This window comes from Mesorhizobium sp. M6A.T.Ce.TU.016.01.1.1 (assembly GCF_003997065.1).
In the GTDB taxonomy this organism is placed as follows: Bacteria; Pseudomonadota; Alphaproteobacteria; order Rhizobiales; family Rhizobiaceae; genus Mesorhizobium; species Mesorhizobium mediterraneum.
Genome location: NZ_RZTJ01000009.1, coordinates 25015 through 45635 on the forward strand (window position 1 = coordinate 25015; position 20621 = coordinate 45635).

A 20621-nucleotide genomic window follows, 5' to 3' on the forward strand; every position below is an offset into this window, starting at 1 on the left:
ACCATGACACTTGCACAAGTCATCCCGATGGCCATCAATCTCTCGATGGGACTGATGGTGCTGGCTCTCGGGCTGCACGCAACGTGGAGCGATGCCACGTCGCTTGTCAGAAACCCCGGCTTGCTCATCCGCTCCTTCGTCTCGATGAACGTGCTGATGACCATTGTCGCAGTGATCATGGCGCTCGTCTTCAACCTGCATCCTGCCGTGAAGTTGGCGCTGGTCGCGCTGGCACTGTCGCCCGTTCCGCCGATCCTTCCGGGAAAGCAGACAAAGGCGGGGGGCACGACATCCTACACAGCTTCGCTACTCGCCAGCATGGCGGTGCTGTCAATCGTCATCGTGCCGCTCGGCATGGCGCTGATCTCGCAGGCTTTCGATTTGGGCGTCAGTGTTCCGTCGGGCAAGATAGCTTCGATCGTTTTTATCGGCATCATCGTGCCGCTGGGAATCGGTCTTCTCATTCGACAGTTTGCGCCAATTCTGGCCGCGAAAATTGACCGGCCACTGTCGCTGTTCGCCACGGTTCTTCTGATTGTTGCCTTCATACCAGTGCTGATCAAGATCTGGCCCCAGCTGATGGCGATGGTCGGCAACGGGACGCTGGTGGCTCTGGTGGTGTTCGCGCTGATCGGTGTCGCCGTCGGCCATTGGCTGGGCGGACCCGTTTCAGATGACCGCACCGTGCTGGCGCTCGCAACCAGTGCACGCCATCCGGGCGTGGCAATGGCAATCGCCGCCGCAGCTTTCCCGGAAGAACGGGCGGTCATCGCGGTCGTCCTTTGGCACCTCATCGTCAGCGCCATCGTCTGCATCCCTTACGTGAAACGACGGACGAATCTACACAAAGCCAGCCAAGCGGAGGCTCCATAATGTCCACACCATTGCCATCGTGGAACGAAGGGCCTGCGAAACGAGCCATCCTCGATTTCGTGGAACGTGTGACACAGGAAGGGGGCATGGACTTCGTGCCGCTCGCCTCGCGCATTGCCACCTTCGACAATGACGGTACGCTGTGGTGCGAGCAGCCGATGCAGGTGCAACTCTTCTTCGCCTTCGACCGACTGGCCGAACTCGCGAAACAGGATCCATCCCTGAAGGAACGCCAACCCTTCAAAGCCTTCTTGGATCGCGACATGAAGGCCATCGCGAAACTCGGCAAGGAAGGCGCCTTCGCGTTCGGCATGGCCACTCATGCCGGCATTACGGCGGACGAGTTCGACGCCGTCGCGCAAGCATGGTTCGCGAAAGCAAGGCATCCGACGCTCGACCGGCTGTTCAAGGACAATGTCTACCAGCCGCAGGTCGAGTTGCTCGATTATCTGCGTGCGAACGGGTTCCGGACCTTCATCGTTTCAGGGGGCGGCATCGATCTGATCCGTGCCTTTGCCGAGGAGAAATACGGCATCGCGCGCGACCAGGTCATCGGCTCAAGCGTGAAATCACGTTTCGAAATGAGGAACGAGCGCGCCGAGATCGTCAAGCTTGCCGAGCTCGATAGCTTCGACGACCGGGAGGTCAAGCCCGCCAACATCTATCTCCACATCGGGCGGCGGCCGATACTCGCATTCGGCAATTCCGACGGCGACCTCGCGATGATGCGCTATGCCCGCACCGGTCCTGGCCCGAGCCTGGCACTCCTTCTGCATCACGACGATGGCGAACGGGAGTTTGCCTATGATCGCGAGTTCCGGCTTAGTCCGCTCGCCGAGGCGCTCGATAAAGCGGAGGAATATGGCATTACCGTCGTCAGCATGAAGAACGATTGGAGAGCGATTTTTGACGCCAAAAGCTGAGATTATCGTGCGGAAATCCCGGAGAGCAGGATGAACCACCATTCCGACGCCTGGGCGGCCGATATCGACCGCGAGCAGGAGACTATCGGCGACGATGCCCCCTACCCCGGCATGGTGTGGATTCCAGGCGGGTCGTTCCTGATGGGCTCCGACAAATCCTATCCGGAGGAAGCACCTATCCACCGTGTCAGTGTGGATGGCTTCTGGATTGACCGATTTACCGTGACCAATGCCGATTTCGAAAGCTTCGTCGCCTCGACCGGCTACGTGACGCTGGCTGAAAAGCCGGCCGACCCCGACAACTATCCCGGCGCCCTGCCGGACATGCTCTCGCCATCCTCGACCATGTTCAAGAAGCCGACCGGCCCAGTCGACATGCGCAACCACTACAACTGGTGGGTCTATGTGCGCGGCGCCAATTGGCGCCATCCGAGGGGCCCCGCCAGTTCGATCAGGAAGCTGGCGGATCACCCGGTGGTCCATGTTGCCTACGAGGATGTCGAGGCCTATGCAAGCTGGGCTGGCAAGGAGTTGCCGACGGAAGCCGAATGGGAGTTTGCGGCGCGCGGCGGGCTCGACGGCGCCGAATACGTCTGGGGCGACGAACTCACGCCCGATGGCCGGTATATGGCCAACACCTGGCAGGGCGAATTTCCTCACCGCAACACGCTGGACGATGGATATGAGTATACAGCGCCTGTGGGATCGTTTCCGGCCAACGGCTACGGCCTCTTCGATATGGCTGGAAACGTTTGGCAGTGGACAACCGACTGGTACCAGGAACACAGCCGGATCGACAGCCCCTGTTGTACGGCGGAAAATCCGCGCGGCGCCGCGCGAGATGCCAGTTTCGATCCACGCCAGCCCGATGTGAAAATCCCGCGCAAGGTGACCAAGGGCGGCTCGCATCTGTGCGCGCCAAATTATTGCCGGCGCTATCGTCCCGCGGCACGCATGGCGCAGCCGATAGATACGTCGATTTCCCATCTCGGCTTCCGGTGCATTGTCCGTCCGGAGGGAGGCCGTCTATGATCCTCTCCGAATGGCTGAGCCGGCTGACGGAGGTCAGCGCGCCAATCATCGACCTTCTGGCTCTGGTCATGATCCTGGCCGGCACACTCGAGGCATTCGTAAACGGCATCAGGGTGATGCTCAGCCATCCGGAAGGTCACTACGCCATCCGCTCGGTCTGGATGCGCCATGCAAGATGGCTGATCGCCGGCCTGACATTCCAGCTCGCCGCCGATATCATCGAGACCTCGGTTGCGCCGAGCTGGGACGACGTCGGCCGCCTCGCGGCAATCGCCTTGATCCGTACATTCCTCAACTATTTCCTGGAACGTGATGCGCGGGAAGCCCGCGAACTCCAGCACGAAGGCCAAACCGCAAAGGTCCCGACGACACTCTAAACTATCCTACTGGAGCCGAAGGCCGACGAGCTGCAACCCCTGTGCAAGTTCCGCTCTCATTTGTGGATCGAGACGGCGGCTGGACATGTCGGATTGGAAATTTCGCTCGAAGTCGGGGCGTGTTCGCCGGATATGCGAGACCATAGCGGATGCTTCTTCTTCTCGCCCGAGGCGCCACAGCGTTGCCGCCAGCAACAGGTCAGCGAGATAACATTCTCTGTGGGTCGCCTGTCGGAGACGCAGCAGCACTTCACCGAACTGCTTTTGCCGATAAGCATCCAAGGCGAGCGTCAATTCTGCGTCCGCCAGCGGCGTGCCGTCGAATTCCTCGGCCTTTCTTGCGAGCCTCAGCCCCTCGCTCCGCTCTCCAGTAGAGTAAAGGATCCTGGCGAACTTCGCAGCTACCTTCGTGTCGTAAGGATTGAGGGCCATGGCTCTGCGGCCAGCCGATATCGCCGCTTCCATATGACCTATCCGGAATTCGGCGATCATCTTGGCCCCAAAGCTGCGAGAAGATCGGGGAGCCAGCGCCACCGCGCGATCGGCATGTTCGTGGGCGGCTACAGTTAAACCGGTCGGCGCACCCAGCGGATCGATCGACAGCAGTATGGGGACCAGCATCGCATGGGCATCGGCATCGTACGGGCGCTGCTCCAGTGTACGTTCAAGGCATTGCCTTGCTTGCTGCAAGGCCTGCACCGTCTGCATGCTTAGGGCAAGATTTGCCCGCAGCACGCAACCGTTGCCGAGAGTGGGATTTTCCAGATCCTGGGCACCCTCGACGGTATTGATCACCCCATTCGAGGAGGCGATGCGGGCAGCCAACCGTGAAACCAGCAGTTCGGCTGGATCGATCGATGACACGGTATCGCTGCCGATGTGCTCATCGTCGGAGTGGAGAGCTTCACCCGTCTGCTGGTCGACGACTTGCCACCAGACCGACTTCTCGGTCTTGTCGGACCTGTATTTCAGAATCAATCGGTACTGGCTCTGGTCCGGGGCGACGGAGGCATCTTCGGTTGTGCTCGATGTATAGATGTCCGGTGTTGAAAGGCGCAGCGAGCTAAAGCTCGAAAGCGCGGTCATGAGCGAATCGCGAAGGGCAACGGCCTCGCTGTCGTTGGAACCGTCGAGTGCGAGGTCTATGGAAAGAGATGGCCTTTCAGAAATGGTCGTGCTGTTCAGCCCGCTCAGCAGGTGGAACCCCGCGAACGTCGCCACGCCAAGCAAGGCTGCCCCGGCGAGGCCGATCTTTTTCAAGGCAACGATGGTTTTTAGGCCGAGCGTTGGGCGCCGATTTGATGCCGCCACCGTGGCCAGCCTGGGATGAAGCTGCATACCACTTGGGTGGTCACCCCAATTGGTCGCTTCCTGAACGTGCCGGGAAAACACCGGCACGTACCTGCCCTTCGGAAGCTCGATGCTTACTTCTCGATTCGGCCCATACAGTTCATAGTAGCGGGCAAGGGCTGATCTAAGCCGGGTTGCTTCAATACGAACGATCGGATCGGTCGACGCGTCAAACGAAGGCGGACGACCGAACACGTCAACGGCGATGGAGTATGCTTTGAGTGCGCTCTCGCGCCCGGCAAAAAGCTCTTCGGAAACGAAGCGCAAGAACTTCTTATTGCGCTCGGAACATTGAAACTGCGGGTCCGAAAGAACCGCCTCAAGTTCTTCCCGAGCCCGTGCATAAGAAACCGCTAAATATTGGTCCGATTTAACGTCGGTTGAGTGGGTGGTCTCCACGACGCCCTCCTCGCTCATGGGCCGGGCTCGTCCTCTGCAACCCGGCGAAGCAGGTTAAACCGCCGGTAGTTCTGTCGCTATGCACTTTGTGCCAGATGATCTCCAAACGGATGGCGACAACAACCTGCGCCGCGGAAATACAACCTGAGGTATTTAGGACGCCAAGTTTAACCATCAGTACACTTATCAATAGGCAATTGATGCCGCGAAATGCTATAGAATAACTGGGGGGACGGTCTGGCGGGCCATTCCTATGTCCAACGGTCGGAGTGACGCTTCATCGGAGAGGCGGAGTTCAGGTCCTGCCGTGGGCAGTGGCCAGTCTCTACCTGCCGGGCCGGCCAGTTCAGCCGATCCAATCGCGCTCAACGTCCACAGCTTCAGGCTTCGCACCACGGAAGATCTTCGAGAGGCGGTGCGTGGCGCGGATCTGAAGATCGTGCAACTGGCGCCAGGCACATTCGACGGTCGGCTGATGCACGCTCAAATCGGTGATCTCTCGCTGAGCACTGGCGACTTTGGTCCCGATATCCGGGCACGTGGCGTGATGAACCCATGCTTGGTGACGGTCGGCATGATGCTGGAGAGCAGCGGCGCGGTCTCTCAATGGGACTACGACATCATTCCGGGCGACATTGTTGTGTTTCCGAAATCGGTCGAACAGGAGGGGCATTTTACAGGCCGCTCCCGCTACGCCACCATCACGCTCAGCGAAGAGGCATTTGCCACCTTTGCTACAGGCGAGCCGGTGCTTCAGGATCCAAAGTTCTGGACCAACATATACAGGTTCCGCCCCCCGCCATCTGTGCGGGCATCTGCTTGCCGCGACATCGCTGAAAAGATTTCGCAACTGCGAGACAATGTGATTCCTGGCAGCGAGGCAGGGATTCGCTATTTCCAACGATCGCTGGTCGAAGCTTTCATTGCCGGCATTGCAGATGAAATGTCGAACGAGCAGGAAGAACGGTATTCCGGTGGCTCAAAACTGGTGCGTGACGTCGAAGATTACGTCGACAGCGTCGAAGCCGATCGGCCGGTACACATCTCGGAACTGTGCCTGGCGCTCATGGTGTCACGACGCACCCTCCACCGCGCCTTCCAGCATACGCTTGGGATAGGCCCCTTGGCCTACCTGCGGCTGCGGCGCCTGTCTGCGGTCCACCGTGCACTGACTATGGCAGAGCCAGCGTATGCTGGTGTGACGCGAGCGGCGCTCGACTTTGGGTTTACCGATCTGGGGAGGTTCGCGGCCTTTTATAAAAGACTTTTTGGCGAATTCCCGTCACAGACACTTAGATCAACTTCCCGCTCGATCGCCGACCATGCTGACGATGGACACTCCGCAGCCATAGGGACACAGTCGGCGGGTCTTGGGCAAGCCTCATGAACTGATCCCCTACTCAACATCATTATCCGCGTCCTCCGACTGACAACCTCCGAACCCGCAATCCAGTGGGAAGAGCCTGTCACTGCTGGGAGGAAATACAACAAAGAGTTCCTATCCTTCCGGCGAGGCCATTTGCTCCAAGTCGGCTTGCGGCCGTGGCGAATGAGCCCCGCCAGATATGCATCGCTTCACCAAGTATAGAAGCATCATTGGCGAGAATGGGCGGCCGCTCACCAAAGAATCGTTCGGAAACATGTTCCGGGCAGCCTGCAATGAAGCCGGCGTGAAGAAATCAGCGCATGGAGTTCGCAAGATCGGCGCCGTCAGAGCGGCCGAAGCCGGCGTAACGATGCGCGAACTCGAAGCCCTATTCGTATGGACGGGCGGAACGATGGCCTCGCTCTACACCAAGACGGCCGACCGGAAGCGACTTGCAATGCAGGCATCGGAAAAGATCGGCAACGCCCAACGCCCGCACCCTGCCGAGGTGGTGCGGGGAAAGTCTGAGAAATCGCAATGATTTCAATGGCTAAAAAACTGAATGGTGCGGTCGAGAAGACTCGAACTTCCACGGGTTGCCCCACAGCGACCTCAACGCTGCGCGTCTACCAATTCCGCCACGACCGCACGTGGTAGGAGCCGAAACGAACCGGCTCGCGGCGTGTAGCAAATCGTTTCCGGCGAAACAAGGGCGCGTCGCGCAATAATTGCCCGGGCTTCGGCATAACCCTTCAAAGAGCTGGAACGCGCCCGGAACTGGACGTTTCGCCCGATTGCCGCCATATGTGAGGCCAATGCATGTCGCCCAAAAGTGCGCATCGGTTTTGGGACAACGATATGCATAAAACAAAAATCTAAAGCGTGCCCACGGTTCCCTTCAAACGCGGCGCGCTTTAGACGAGACACGCCATGACAGAACGCAGCCAGATCGCCACGTCGTTCCTGCCCCTGCCCGGTTCGGCGCCGGTCGAATGGCGGATCGAACCCGGCCTCACCGCCTATCCGGATGCGCTTGCCGTGATGGAGGCGCGCGCCGAAGCGATCCGAAGCGGCGCCGCCGGCGAGATGGTCTGGCTGGTCGAGCATCCGCCGCTCTACACCGCCGGCACCAGCGCCCGCATCGAGGACCTGATCGAGCCGGACCGTTTCCCGGTGTTCGCGGCCGGGCGCGGCGGCGAATACACCTATCATGGGCCAGGCCAGCGGGTCGCTTATGTGATGCTCGACCTGAAGCGTCGGCGCGAGGATGTCCGCGCCTTCGTCGCGGCACTTGAACAATGGATCATCGGCACGCTCGCCGCCTTCAACGTGCGCGGCGAACGACGCGAGGACCGCGTCGGCGTCTGGGTGGTGCGACCGGATCGCCCCGCCCTGGCAGACGGATCGCCGGCCGAGGACAAGATCGCTGCCATCGGCATCAGGCTGAGGCGCTGGGTGAGCTTTCACGGCATCGCCATCAATGTCGAGCCGGATCTCGCCCACTTCAGCGGCATCGTGCCGTGCGGCGTGCAGGACCACGGCGTTACCAGCCTTGTCGATCTCGGTCTTCCCCTGGGGATGGCCGACCTCGATCTCGCGCTGAAATCCGCATTCGAGGATGTCTTCGGACCGGCGGCGCCTTTGATTGTCGAAACCGCCCGCAAGGCTGGCTGACAGCGCTGAACCACCGAACTCCGACGCTGCCCCTCCCCCCGTGAAGAACGGGGCACGCTGCCTCACATCGCTCCGATCCAGATTGCCATGGAAACGAGAAACGTGCTCATGCACACCAGTGACACGACATCCTGAACAAGACCGGTCATAACGCTCTCCTGTTTTCAGTATGTTCGTATTTTGTTCTAATTTTGTTCGAATGTCAACGACCGCAATCCGAGCGTGTCGCGAAAGTCCGGGCGCTCAGTTCGGCAGGGTTAAGAAAAGGTTGCGAGCCGGATTTCCGCCGTTTTCGGCGCTGGTTGCGTGTGGCGAAAATGCAGCCGGACAGCATGCTGATAGTCAGTCGCCAAGTGTGGAGATTCAGGTCAGGCCGGCATCACCTGAATATCGATACACCTAAAGCGGAACAACCTTGCCGTCGGCCAGCGTGACACGACGGTCCATGCGCGAGGCAAGCTCGTGATTGTGGGTGGCGATCAGCGCCGCCAGGCCCGATTGCCGGACCAGCGCGCTCAGCGCCTCGAACACATAAGAGGCGGTGACCGGGTCTAGGTTGCCGGTCGGCTCGTCTGCCAGCAGCACCAGCGGCGCATTGGCGACGGCGCGCGCGATGGCGACGCGCTGCTGCTCGCCGCCGGACAATTCCGAGGGGCGATGCTGCGCGCGCTTGCCGATCTGCATGTAGTCGAGCAGTTGCGCCGAACGCTCGGCAGCCTCCTTGCGCGTCAGCCCTTTTATCAGCTGCGGCATCATGATGTTTTCCAGCGCCGTGAACTCCGGCAGCAGGTGATGGAACTGATAGACGAAGCCGACATCGTTGCGGCGGATCGCCGTGCGCTCGTCGTCGGAAAGCCGCCCGCAGGCGCGGCCGGCCAGAATGACATCGCCGGCGTCTGGCCGCTCCAGCAGTCCGGCGGTGTGCAGCAGCGTCGATTTGCCGGTGCCCGAAGGCGCCACCAGCGCCACGATCTCGCCGCGCTTCAGCGAAAAATCGGCGCCATTGAGGATCGTCAGCTTGCGCGGGCCCTGGACATAGTGCCGCTCGACGCTCTTCAGCTCGATAATGGCCTCGGCCATCATTCGTACCTCAGCGCTTCGACCGGATCGAGCCTGGCCGCGCGCCATGCCGGAAACAGCGTCGCCAGGAACGACAGCACCAGCGCCATGAGCACCACCGAGATCGTCTCGCTGGCGTCCATGCGGGCAGGCAGCTGGCTCAGGAAATAGAGCTCGGGATTGAACAGCCTCTCGCCGGCCAGCCAGGAGAAGAACTGGCGGATTCGCTCGACGTTCAGGCAGATTACAACGCCGAGCAGCACGCCGGCGATGGTGCCCACCACGCCGATCGCCGCGCCCGTCATCAGGAAGATGCGCAGGATCGCGCCGCGCGTGGCCCCCATGGTGCGCAGGATGGCGATGTCGTGGCCCTTGTCCTTCACCAGCATGATCAGGCCCGAAATGATGTTGAGCGCCGCCACCAGCACGATCAGCGTCAGGATCATGAACATGACGTTGCGCTCCACCTGCAGCGCATCGAAGAATGTCCTGTTGCGTTCTCGCCAGTCGACCATGGTGATCGGCCGCTGCGACGCCTCCTCGATCTTCGGCTTCAGCGCGTCGACATTGTCGGGATTGTCGACATAGAGCTCGATGGTCTGCGCCCGGCCATCCATGTTGAAATAAAGCTGCGCTTCCGAAAACGGCATGTAGACGATGGAGCTGTCATATTCCGACATGCCGACCTCGAAGATCGCCGTGACCGGGTAGCCCTTCATGCGCGGTGTCGTGCCGAGCGGCGTCACGTCGCCGTCGGGCGCGATCAGCGTGATGGTGTCGCCGAGCACAAGACCGAGATTCTCGGCCATGCGGCTGCCGATGGCGACGCTCTCGCTTGTGTCGAAGCCAGCGATCGAGCCCTGCTTGATATTGTTGGCGACGATCGAAATCTTGCCCAGATCCTCGCCGCGGATGCCACGCACCAGCGCTCCTGACCCGCCGCCGACATTGCCTTGCGCCAGCACCTGCCCGTCGATCAGCGGAATAGCGTATTTGACGCCGGGCACGCCATTGATGCGGCCGGCAACCTGCGCATAGTCCTCCAGCGGCATGTCAAGCGGCTGCACGATCAGATGGCCATTGACGCCGAGGATGCGCGTCAACAGTTCGGCGCGAAACCCGTTCATGACGGCCATCACGACGATAAGCGTGGCGACGCCCAGCATGATGCCGAGGAAGGAGATCGAGGCAATGACGGAGATCACCGTCTCCTTGCGGCGCGAACGCAGATAGCGCCACGCGACCATGCGTTCGAAGACGGAAAAGGGTCCGGCGGCCAGGGGTTTCGCTACTGCGGCTTCGCTCATGCGGCAGAACCGAAACGCTTCTTCACGTCTGCGATCGGCAGCGTCTCACGCTCGCCGGTCCTGCGGTTCTTGATCTCGATCTCGCCGGCCGCCACGCCGCGCGGCCCGACGATCACCTGCCACGGCAGACCGATCAGGTCGGCGGTGGCGAATTTGCCGCCCGGCCGCTGGTCGGTGTCGTCGTAGAGCACGTCCTTGCCGGCGGCGACAAACGCCGCATGGAGCTCATCGCAGACGCGGTCGCACTCGGCGTCACCGGCTTTCATATTGATCAGACCGATGTCGAAAGGCGCCACCGCCTCCGGCCAGATGATGCCGTTGTCGTCATGGCTGGCCTCGATGATCGCCGCGACCAGCCGGGTCGGGCCGATGCCGTAGGAACCCCCGGAGGCAAAATGATCCTTGCCGTCGGGCCCGGTCACCTTGGCGCCCATCGGCTTCGAATATTTGTCGCCGAAATGGAAGATGTGGCCGACCTCGATGCCGCGCGCCGAGACACGGTCGCTCGTCGCAACCTTCTCCCACGCCGCCTCGTCGTGCATCTCGTCGGTCGCGGCATAGGGCGTCGTCCATGTCTTGACGATATCGCCGATCGCGTCGTCGTTGGAGAAGTCGGTGTCCGCGCCCGGCACCGCCAGAGCGAGATAATCGCGATGGCAATAGACCTGGCTCTCGCCGGTGTCGGCCAGGATGATGAATTCGTGGCTGAGGTCGCCGCCGATCGGCCCGGTGTCGGCACGCATCGGGATCGCCTGCAATCCCATGCGCGTGAACGTCCTGAGATAGGACACGAACATCCTGTTATAGGCCGCCCTGGCGCTTTCGAAGTCGAGATCGAAGGAATAGGCGTCCTTCATCAGGAACTCTCTGCTGCGCATGACGCCGAAGCGCGGCCGCACCTCGTCGCGGAACTTCCACTGGATGTGATAGAGATTGAGCGGCAGATCCTTGTACGACTTCACATAGGCGCGGAAAATCTCGGTGACCATCTCCTCGTTGGTCGGCCCATAGAGCATGTCCCGATCTTGCCGGTCCTTGATGCGCAGCATCTCCTTGCCATAATCGTCATAGCGGCCGCTTTCGCGCCACAGCTCGGCGGACTGGATGGTCGGCATCAGGATCTCGAGCGCGCCGGCGCGGTTCTGCTCCTCGCGAATGATCCGGCAGACCTTGTCCAGCACCCTTTTGCCGAGCGGCAGCCAGGAAAAACTGCCTTGCCCCTGCTGGCGGATCATGCCGGCGCGTAGCATCAGCCGGTGCGAGACGATTTCGGCCTCGCGCGGGTTTTCTTTGAGGATAGGCAGGAAATAGCGCGACAAACGCATGGACTGGTCCGTGAGAGAGAGTTACCGCACCGGAATCGGCGCAGCGCTGGGCTTGCTTGCCCCGGCTTCATAGCCATTTCATGACGGAATGGAAACCCGCCCCCCAAGCGCCGCAAAGGGTGCCGCAGTGCCGCATCCGCCTTGCTGGTCGTTTCGCAAGCAACGCTTGCCACACTATTGTGCAGTGCAGCACGAGATTGCCTATTTCCAGGCAAAATTCTGCGTGACATTTTCACCCGCCTTGGTCTAATGTGCCCCGATAACCGAGAGGGCGGAAAGAAATCTGCCCTCCTACGCGGTCAAAGTCTTGGGAGGATGCGATCTAGGCGCGGTTACTCGCTGCCGCCGGACACCGGAAACAGATCGGACGCGTTTAAATTGCAAGGCCTTGTGCCTTGCATTTTTTTTGTGCAATCATTTGGTTAGCACGACGTACTGCCAAATCGCTTTATCCAGACGTGTCGCCCGAAGGTGCGCGGCCGCTAAAGCAAGAAATTGACGCGCGTAAATACTAATCCCTTGGAGCGCGTGGCGCTCTCGCGGCAGCGTGACAAATCCGGAAGCCGGCTTTGTTTTGCCCCCATCGGCACTCGCGTTCAGGGCGACGAATAGTGCGTCGCCGGTTATGCTAACTCTTGGGGCTCTGGCTAAAATCCGGCACGATGTGCGGGATATCGTCGATGCCGAGGCCGAGCCCCCTCGTGATGCCATAGAAGATGCCAAGAAGAACCATCGTGACGATCGTCGTCCGCAGCACGGCGCGCAGCATATGCGGTCCGCGCGGCGCGCTGTGTACAGTGCCCAGCGTCACGTCCTGATCCTCGTCCTGCGTCCTCATGCTGAACGGCAGGACGGCGAACAGCACCACCCACCATGTGATGAAGAACAGGGCGATAAACGAAACCCAGCTCATGCTTGCTCCAGTTCGACCAGCGTGCCGAAGAAATCCTTGGGATGCAGGAACAGCACCGGCTTGCCATGCGCGCCGGTCTTCGGGTTGCCGTCGCCCAGGACGCGGGCGCCGCTGGCCTTGAGGTGATCACGCGCGGCAAGAATGTCGTCGACCTCATAACAGACATGATGCATGCCGCCCGAGGGGTTCTTCTCGAGGAATGCCGCGATCGGCGAACCCTCGCCGAGCGGCTCCAGCAATTCGATCTTGGTGTTGCCGACATCGACGAACACCACCGTCACGCCATGTTCCGGCAGCGCCTGCGGTGCGGTCACCCGAGCGCCGAGCGTGTCGCGATAGGCCGCTGTCGCCGCGGCAAGATCCGGCACGGCAAGCGCGACATGGTTCAGGCGTCCGAGCATAGGGTGCTCCGAAAGTTAGGGGAGTAGGGGAATAAGGCAGTAGGGGAGTAGGGAAAAAGACATTGAGGCGTGCGAGCTTTTTTGCTCTTCCCTACTCCCGTACTGCCCCACTCCCCTACTCCCCTACTCCCTTGTTCGTCACCGCGTGACGAACACTGTCACCAGCGGCTTCTTGCCCCAGGCTTCGTTGGCGGCGCCGCGGACGGCGCGGCGCACCGCCTCCTGCACGAGGTCGAGGTCTTTTCGGCGCTGACGGGGGATGGAGTCCACGGCGCCGATTGCCGCATCGATCATCAGGTCTTCCAGGCTCTCGCCGCGCGCATCGGCCTCGGCGACGCCGATGGCGACCAGATCGGGATCGCCGGCGAGCTCATATTTGTCGTCGAGCACGACATTGACCGCGACATGGCCGGCAAAGGACAGCTTGCGCCGGTCGCGGATGCCCATTGCCTGGTCGGTGCCGATCAGCCTGCCGTCCTTGTAGATGCGGCCGAACGGCACCTGGTCGATGATCGTGGCAGCACCCGGATAGAGCCGCAGCATGTCGCCGTCGCGCACCTGCGCCACCTGGCTGATGCCGGACACCGACATCAGCGACCCCTGCGCCACCAGATGCGCCGCCTCGCCATGCACGGGGACGCCGATCTGCGGCCGAACCCATTCATACATCTTGCGCAACTCGCTGCGGCGTGGATGGCCGGAGACATGCACCAGCGCATCGCCGTCCTCGATGATCTTGATGCCGAGATCGATCAGGCGGTTCTTGATCTCGAGAATCCCCTTCTCGTTGCCGGGAATGGTGCGCGAGGAAAACACCACCGTGTCGCCTGCTGTCAGCGACACTGATTTCATCTCGTCGCGCGACAGTTTCGCCAATGCCGCAAGCGGCTCGCCCTGGCTGCCGGTGCAGATGATGACGAGGTTTTCACGCGGGATGAAGCCAAAATCCTCCTCGGCGATGAATTCGGGCAGCCCGTCCATGTAGCCGAGCTCACCAGCAACATCGATGACGCGTTTCAGCGAGCGGCCAAGCACCAGGCACTGGCGGCCGGCATCCCTAGCCGCCTTGGCAATGGAGACGATGCGCCCGACATTGGAGGAAAAAGTGGTGACCGCGACGCGGCCCTTGGCGCTCTGGATGACACCCCTGAGGCCCTCACCTACCGCCACTTCCGATGGCGACTCCCCTTCCCGCAGCGCATTGGTGGAATCGCAGATCAGCGCCAGCACGCCCTTGTCGCCATAGGCGCGGAAGCGGGCCTCGTCGGTCATCGGTCCGATCGTCGGCGCCGGATCGATCTTCCAGTCGCCGGTGTGGATGACGGTGCCGGCCGGCGAGGTGATCGCCAGCGACATCGGTTCAGGAATAGAATGCGCGACGGGAATCGCCTCGATCTCGAACGGGCCGATGGTGAATTTTTCGCCGGCCCGGTAGATCGTCAACGGGATCTTCGGTGCGCCCTGCTCGCCTTGCCGCTTGGCTTCCAGCAATCCGGCGCCGAACGGCGTCATCCAGACCGGCGCCTTGAGCTTCGGCCATGTGTCGAGCAGCGCGCCGTAATGGTCCTCATGCGCGTGCGTGATGACGATGCCGCGCAGATTGGCGATGTTCTCCTCGATGAAGCGCGTGTCGGGCAGCACCAGGTCGACGCCAGGCAGGCTGGCATCGGGAAAGGTGACGCCGACATCGACGACAATCCATTCGCGCGCATTGGCCGGGCCGTAGCCATAGAGGGCGAAGTTCATGCCGATCTCGCCGACGCCGCCGAGCGGCACGAAGACGAGTTCGGCGTTTTCAGCTTTCGCCATGATCTTTCCTTTCCTGGCCGGTCAAACCAGGCCCGTCTAATCTAGGCCCGTCAAACCTGAGCCGACGCGACCGCGCCAAAATGCACATCGCCGGCGGCGATCGTCAGAACCGAACCCTCATCGTCGCGGATCACGAAACGGCAGTCCTCGTCAATGGTCTCGAACGTGCCGCGCACCACATTACCGTCAATTCTGACAGCAACCTGCCCGCCAAGCCCTGCCGCGCGCGCCAGCCAGCGCTGCCTGACGGCGGAAAGCCCGCGCCCCTCGTTCCACAGCCGCGCATTCTCGCTCCAGGCATCCGACAGCGCCAGAAACAATGTCTCGGCATCGCAAGCAGCACCCAGCGCGCTAAGCGATGTCGCGGGATAGGGCAAATCGTTGGGATAAGCCACAACATTGACACCGATGCCCACCGCCACCGCGAAGCGATCGCCTTCGAGTATCGCCGATTCCAGCAGGATGCCGGCAAGCTTGGCGCCGGAGGCGAGCACATCGTTCGGCCATTTGAGTTCGAAACGGTTCTTCCCATCGCTGCCGCCGTCGAGGCCGATTGCGATCTTGCCCTTCGGCATGACGGCGTCGAGCGCATCGGCCAGCGCCAGGCCGGCGACGAAGCCGAGCGTCGCGGCCAAGCGAAGCTCGGCATTGGTGACCACCAGCAGCGTCGCCGCTAGATTGCCCTCGGGCGTCGCCCAGACCCGGCCGCGCCGGCCACGCCCGCTTTCCTGTTTCTTTGAAACGACCCAGAGCTTTCCCGGGTCCCCGGCCCGCGCATGATCCAGCGCCAGCGCATTGGTGGAACCGACCGTGTCATGTGCCTCGAGCCGGAACCCTTCCGAGGCCGCTGTTGGAGCCAGCCGAAATGCCATCGCGTCAGAAAAATGTCTTGGCGGCGGCTTCGGCATAGGTGCCGATCGGCCCGCCGATCAGCACGTAGAACAGCACGAAGGCGCCGCAGACGCCGAGCACGACGCGAAGCTCGGTCGCCATCGGCACAAAGCCGCCGACCGGTTCGTCGAACCACATGATCTTGATGATGCGCAGATAATAATAGGCACCCACCACCGAGGCTAGCACGCCGATGATCGCCAGTGCGTAGAGGTTGGCGTTGATGGCGGCGAGGAACACGTACCACTTCCCCCAGAAGCCGGCGAGCGGCGGGATGCCGGCCAGAGAGAACATCAGGATGGTGAGGATCGTCGCCATGATCGGATTGGTCGACGACAGGCCGGCGAGATCGCTGATCTGCTCGACATTGCCTTCCTTGCGCCGCATGGCGAGGATGAAGGCGAAGGTGCCGAGCGTCATCACCAGATAGATCAGCATATAGATGGCGACGCCGCGCACGCCGGCCTGGCTGTTGGCGGCGAGGCCAACCAGCGCGTAGCCCATATGGCCGATGGAGGAATAGGCCATCAGCCGCTTGATGTTGGTCTGGCCGATGGCCGCGAAGGCGCCCAGCGCCATCGAGGCGATCGAGATGAAGACGATGATCTGCTGCCAGTCGGCGGCGATCGGCTTGAACGCGCCCATGGTGACGCGCACGATCAGCGCCATCGCCGCCATCTTCGGCGCGGCAGCGAGGAAGGCCGTCACCGGCGTCGGCGCGCCTTCATAGACGTCGGGCGTCCACATGTGGAAGGGCACCGCCGATATCTTGAAGGCGAGGCCGGCCAGCACGAAGACCAGGCCGAAGACGAGGCCAAGCTGCCGCTCGCCGCCGCCCAACGCCGTGGCGATTTCCTGGAACCCGGTGTTGCCGGTGTAGCCATAGACGAGGCTGATGCCGTAAAGCAGCATGCCCGACGACAGCGCGCCGAGAACGAAATACTTCAACCCCGCCTCGGTCGAGCGCAGATTGTCCCGGTTGATCGCCGCCAGCACGTAGATCGCCAGCGACTGCAATTCGAGGCCGAGATAAAGCCCGATCATGCCGTTGGCCGAGATCATCAGCATCATGCCGAGCGTGCACAGCAGGATCAGCACCGGATATTCGAACTTGTCGAAATGCTCCGCCTTGGCGAAGCGCATCGACATGACCAGTGTCACCGCCGACCCGATCAGCGCCAGCACCTTCATGAAGCGGGCGAAGGGATCCTGGACGAAGGCTTCGCCGTAGGCGTAGCCCTGCCCGGTGGAAAAGATCGTCCAGACGCCGGCAACCACCAGGACGGCGACGGCAAGGCCGCTCACCGTTGTGGTGGTGTTGGCGCGCGAATAGGCGCCGAGCATCAGGAGCGCCAGGGCGCCGATGGCAAGGATCAGCTCTGGTGTCGAGAGCGACAGGCTGGAGAGAAGGTCCGGCGTCATGGTTCGCAAACCTCTCAGTCAGTTCGCCGCCGCGGTCTGCGCGGTGTTGATGGATGCGGTGACATTGGTGACGAGCGCCTTGACCGATTCGGCCGTCGCGTCGAAGACCGGCGCCGGGTAGACGCCGAAGAAGATGACCAGCACGACCAGCGGATAGATGATCACCTTCTCGCGCGCCGACAGGTCAAGCAGGTTTTTCAAGCTGTCCTTGGTCAGCGCGCCGAAGATCACCCGGCGATAGAGCCAGAGCGCATAGGCCGCCGACAGGACGACGCCGGTGGCGGCGAAGAACGCCACCCAGGTGTTGACCCGGAACACGCCGAGCATGGTCAGGAACTCGCCAACGAAGCCGCTGGTGCCGGGCAGGCCGACATTGGCCATAGTGAAGATCATGAACACGGTGGCGTATTTCGGCATGTTGTTGACCAGCCCGCCATAGGCGTCGATGTCGCGCGTGTGCATGCGGTCGTAGATGACGCCGACGCAGAGGAACAGCGCGCCGGAGACCAGGCCGTGCGACAGCATCTGGAAGATCGCCCCCTGGACGCCTTCCTGGTTCATCGCGAAGATGCCCATGGTGACGAAGCCCATATGGGCAACCGACGAATAGGCGATCAGCTTCTTCATGTCCTCCTGCATCAGCGCCACCAGCGAGGTGTAGATGATGGCGACGACGGACAGCGCGAAGACCAGTGGCGCGAACATCTCCGAGGCGATCGGAAACATCGGCAGCGAGAAGCGCAGGAAGCCGTATCCGCCCATCTTGAGCAGGATGGCGGCCAGGATCACCGAACCGGCCGTCGGCGCCTCGACATGGGCGTCCGGCAACCAGGTGTGCACCGGCCACATCGGCATCTTCACGGCGAAGGATGCGAAGAAGGCAAGCCATAGCCATGTCTGCATGGTCGCCGGGAAGTTGTGCGTCAGCAGCGTCGGAATGTCGGTGGTGCCGGACTGGAAGAACATCGCCATGATGGCGAGCAGCATCAGCACCGAGCCGGCCAGCGTGTAGAGGAAGAATTTGAACGAGGCATAGACGCGCCGCTTGCCGCCCCACACGCCGATGATGATGAACATCGGGATCAGGCCGGCTTCGAAGAAGACGTAGAACAAAACGATGTCGAGCGCGCAGAACACGCCGATCATCAGCGTCTCCAGCAACAGGAAGGCTATCATGTAGGCCTTGACGCGCTTCTCGATCGATTCCCACGAAGCCAGGATGCAGAGCGGCATCAGGAAGGTGGTCAGGATGACGAACAGCATGGAAATGCCGTCGACGCCCATATGGTACGAGATGCCGGAATCCAGCCAGGCAAACTTCTCGACAAACTGGAAGCCAGGCTCCGAATTGTCGAAGCCGGTCCAGATGAACAGCGAAATCACGAAGGTGAACGTGGTCGTCAACAGCGCGATGGCGCGGATGTTGCGGCGCGCATTCTCGCTGTCGTCGCGGACGAACAGGATGAGCAGCACACCAACCAGCGGCAGGAAGGTGACCAGCGACAGGATCGGCCAGGCGGTCATCAGAGCATCATCCAGGTGACGAGTGCGGCAACGCCGATCAGCATGGCGAAGGCGTAATGATAGAGGTAGCCGGTCTGCAGCTTGACGACCCGGTTGGTGACGTCGACGACGCGCGCCGAAATACCGTCCGGACCCAGCCCGTCGATTACGGTGCCGTCACCGGTCTTCCACAGGAAGTGGCCGAGGCGTTTTGCCGGCCGCACGAACAGGAGATCGAAAAGTTCGTCGAAATACCACTTGTTGAGCAGGAAGGCGTAGAGCCCGCGATGCTGCGCCGCCAAATTCTTCGGCATTTCCGGCGCGCGGATGTAGAATTGCCAGGCAATCGCAAAGCCGATCAGCATGGCGATGAACGGCGCCAGCTTCACCCACAACGGCACTTCATGGATGTCGTGCAGGATGTGGTTTTCCGGCAGTGTGAACAGCGACGCCTTCCAGAACTCGGCATAGCCCTCGCCGATGAAGGCGCCATGGAAGATCACGCCGGCGAACAGCGCGCCCGCTGCCAGGATGAACAGCGGCACCAGCATGACCGGCGGCGATTCATGGACATGGTGCATCACCTCATGGCTCGCCCGCGGCTGGCCGTGGAAAGTCATGAAGATCAGCCGCCAGGAGTAGAAGCTGGTGAAGCAGGCGGCGACGACCAGCAGCACGAAGGCAAGGCCGGCGACCGGATTGTGCGCGGCAAAGGCGCTTTCGATGATCGCGTCCTTGGAGAAGAACCCCGCGGTGCCGATGACCGTCACCGGAATGCCGACGCCGGTCAGCGCCAGCGTGCCGATCACCATCATCCAGTAGGTCTTCGGAATGAGCGTCCTGAGCCCGCCCATCCTGCGCATGTCCTGCTCGTCGGAGACGGCGTGAATCACCGAGCCCGAGCCGAGGAACAGCAGCGCCTTGAAGAAGGCATGCGTGAACAGATGGAAGATCGCCGCGCCATAGGCGCCGACGCCGAGCGCCACGAACATGTAGCCGAGTTGTGAGCAGGTCGAATAGGCGATGACGCGCTTGATGTCGTTCTGGACGAGGCCGACGGTCGCCGCGAAGAAGGCGGTGAAGGCGCCGATGAAGGTGACCACGATCAGCGCCGAATGCGACAGTTCGAACAGCGGCGACAGCCGCGCCAGCATGAACACGCCGGCCGTCACCATGGTGGCGGCATGGATTAGTGCCGAGACCGGCGTCGGGCCCTCCATGGCGTCCGGCAGCCAGGTGTGCAACGGCACCTGTGCCGACTTGCCCATGGCACCCATGAACAAAAGCAGGCAGACGACGGTCATCGCAGCCTGCTTGTCGAGCGCATAGCCGAGGAAGGTCAGCACGGCAGCACCTTGCGGGGCGCCTTCGGCCGGAATGAACGTCGCCGCATTGGCGAAGATGGTGCCGAGATTGACCGAGCCGAACAGCACGAACACGCCGAAGATGCCGAGCGCAAAGCCGAAATCGCCGATGCGATTGACGACGAAGGCCTTGATCGCGGCGGCATTGGCCGACGGCTTCTTGTACCAGAAGCCGATCAGCAGGTAGGAAGCGAGGCCGACGCCTTCCCAGCCAAAGAACATCTGCACGAGGTTGTCGGCCGTTACCAGCATCAGCATGGCGAAGGTGAACAGCGACAGATAGGCGAAGAAGCGCGGCCGGTTCGGGTCGTGATGCATGTAGCCGATCGAGTAGATGTGGACCAGCGCCGACACCGTGTTGACCACGACCAGCATCACCACCGTCAGCGTGTCGATCCTGAGCGCCCATGCGGCCTCTAACCCGCCCGACTGGATCCAGCGCATCACCGGCACGGTGAATACCTCGCCCTCGCCGAAGCCGACCGAGAAGAAGGCGACCCACGACAGCACGGCTGATATCACCAGGAAGCCGGAGGTGATGTATTCGGACGCCTTGGCGCCGAGCGACGTGCCGAACAGGCCGACGATCAGGAAGCCGAGCAGCGGAAGGAAGACGATGGCCTGATACATGGT

At 61.7% G+C, this 20621-nt stretch carries 17 protein-coding genes, 1 tRNA gene and 1 pseudogene; 7 read left to right on the forward strand and 12 right to left on the reverse strand.

The annotated features are described in order from the left end of the window. Positions 1-3 precede the first annotated feature (3 nt). The 4 genes from EOC94_RS17835 to EOC94_RS17850 all read left to right on the forward strand — a co-directional run bounded on the left by EOC94_RS17835 (position 4) and on the right by EOC94_RS17850 (position 3205). Positions 4-873, forward strand: coding sequence for a Na+-dependent transporter (locus EOC94_RS17835; protein ID WP_127292232.1), 870 nt, complete (start codon positions 4-6; stop codon positions 871-873). After that, positions 873-1796 carry an HAD family hydrolase gene (locus EOC94_RS17840; protein ID WP_127292236.1) on the forward strand — a complete coding sequence of 308 codons (924 nt, stop codon included), beginning with the start codon at positions 873-875 and terminating at the stop codon, positions 1794-1796. Before EOC94_RS17835 ends, EOC94_RS17840 begins: the two co-directional genes overlap by 1 nt. Positions 1797-1907: 111 nt before the next feature. Beyond that, positions 1908-2828 carry a formylglycine-generating enzyme family protein gene (locus EOC94_RS17845; RefSeq protein WP_127292526.1) on the forward strand — a complete coding sequence of 307 codons (921 nt, stop codon included), beginning with the start codon at positions 1908-1910 and terminating at the stop codon, positions 2826-2828. Next, positions 2825-3205 carry a DUF1622 domain-containing protein gene (locus tag EOC94_RS17850; RefSeq protein ID WP_127292239.1) on the forward strand — a complete coding sequence of 127 codons (381 nt, stop codon included), beginning with the start codon at positions 2825-2827 and terminating at the stop codon, positions 3203-3205. Before EOC94_RS17845 ends, EOC94_RS17850 begins: the two co-directional genes overlap by 4 nt. A gap of 6 nt (positions 3206-3211) precedes the next feature. On the opposite strand, the gene EOC94_RS17855 is transcribed toward EOC94_RS17850, so the two are convergent. Then, on the reverse strand, positions 3212-4972 hold the full coding sequence (locus EOC94_RS17855; RefSeq protein WP_127292242.1) for a hypothetical protein: 1761 nt from the start codon (positions 4970-4972) through the stop codon (positions 3212-3214). A gap of 289 nt (positions 4973-5261) precedes the next feature. Here EOC94_RS17855 and EOC94_RS34130 point away from each other — a divergent pair, with 289 nt between their 5' ends. Together EOC94_RS34130 and EOC94_RS17875 are read left to right on the forward strand one after the other, a co-directional pair. Beyond that, positions 5262-6341 carry a helix-turn-helix domain-containing protein gene (locus EOC94_RS34130; protein ID WP_185928274.1) on the forward strand — a complete coding sequence of 360 codons (1080 nt, stop codon included), beginning with the start codon at positions 5262-5264 and terminating at the stop codon, positions 6339-6341. A gap of 205 nt (positions 6342-6546) precedes the next feature. Beyond that, a pseudogene (locus EOC94_RS17875) lies at positions 6547-6861 on the forward strand (tyrosine-type recombinase/integrase); the annotation flags it as partial. A gap of 22 nt (positions 6862-6883) precedes the next feature. Here EOC94_RS17875 and EOC94_RS17880 read toward each other — a convergent pair. After that, a tRNA-Leu gene (locus EOC94_RS17880) sits at positions 6884-6968 on the reverse strand. Between the two features lie 282 nt (positions 6969-7250). Here EOC94_RS17880 and lipB point away from each other — a divergent pair. Then, entirely contained in the window at positions 7251-7994 is a 744-nt protein-coding gene (gene lipB, locus EOC94_RS17885; RefSeq protein ID WP_127292252.1) for a lipoyl(octanoyl) transferase LipB, read from the forward strand. A 399-nt stretch (positions 7995-8393) separates the two neighbouring features. On the opposite strand, the gene EOC94_RS17890 is transcribed toward lipB, so the two are convergent. The 10 genes from EOC94_RS17890 to nuoL form a co-directional block, all read right to left on the reverse strand. Continuing rightward, the gene (locus tag EOC94_RS17890) at positions 8394-9077 is read right to left on the reverse strand and encodes an ABC transporter ATP-binding protein (RefSeq protein ID WP_185928275.1); all 684 of its coding nucleotides are present in this window, start codon (positions 9075-9077) and stop codon (positions 8394-8396) included. After that, entirely contained in the window at positions 9074-10360 is a 1287-nt protein-coding gene (locus EOC94_RS17895; RefSeq protein WP_127292254.1) for a lipoprotein-releasing ABC transporter permease subunit, read from the reverse strand. The genes EOC94_RS17890 and EOC94_RS17895 overlap by 4 nt, the downstream gene beginning before the upstream one ends. Then, positions 10357-11685 (reverse strand): proline--tRNA ligase, encoded by a 1329-nt coding sequence (gene proS, locus EOC94_RS17900; protein WP_127292256.1) that lies wholly within the window; start codon positions 11683-11685, stop codon positions 10357-10359. The genes EOC94_RS17895 and proS overlap by 4 nt, the downstream gene beginning before the upstream one ends. A gap of 628 nt (positions 11686-12313) precedes the next feature. Beyond that, positions 12314-12598 carry a DUF1467 family protein gene (locus EOC94_RS17905; protein ID WP_095483450.1) on the reverse strand — a complete coding sequence of 95 codons (285 nt, stop codon included), beginning with the start codon at positions 12596-12598 and terminating at the stop codon, positions 12314-12316. Then, on the reverse strand, positions 12595-12999 hold the full coding sequence (gene mce, locus EOC94_RS17910) for a methylmalonyl-CoA epimerase (RefSeq protein ID WP_095483449.1): 405 nt from the start codon (positions 12997-12999) through the stop codon (positions 12595-12597). Before mce ends, EOC94_RS17905 begins: the two co-directional genes overlap by 4 nt. A 138-nt stretch (positions 13000-13137) precedes the next feature. After that, positions 13138-14808 (reverse strand): ribonuclease J, encoded by a 1671-nt coding sequence (locus EOC94_RS17915; protein WP_095483448.1) that lies wholly within the window; start codon positions 14806-14808, stop codon positions 13138-13140. 50 nt (positions 14809-14858) lie between these two features. Next, positions 14859-15680: a biotin--[acetyl-CoA-carboxylase] ligase gene (locus EOC94_RS17920; protein ID WP_127292259.1), complete on the reverse strand. Its 822-nt coding sequence runs from the start codon at positions 15678-15680 to the stop codon at positions 14859-14861. Positions 15681-15684: 4 nt separating this feature from the next. Further along, on the reverse strand, positions 15685-17121 hold the full coding sequence (nuoN, locus tag EOC94_RS17925) for an NADH-quinone oxidoreductase subunit NuoN (protein WP_095483446.1): 1437 nt from the start codon (positions 17119-17121) through the stop codon (positions 15685-15687). An 18-nt stretch (positions 17122-17139) separates the two neighbouring features. Next, entirely contained in the window at positions 17140-18645 is a 1506-nt protein-coding gene (locus EOC94_RS17930) for an NADH-quinone oxidoreductase subunit M (RefSeq protein ID WP_127204824.1), read from the reverse strand. Next, positions 18645-20618 carry an NADH-quinone oxidoreductase subunit L gene (gene nuoL, locus EOC94_RS17935; RefSeq protein ID WP_095483444.1) on the reverse strand — a complete coding sequence of 658 codons (1974 nt, stop codon included), beginning with the start codon at positions 20616-20618 and terminating at the stop codon, positions 18645-18647. Before nuoL ends, EOC94_RS17930 begins: the two co-directional genes overlap by 1 nt. Positions 20619-20621: the final 3 nt, after the last annotated feature.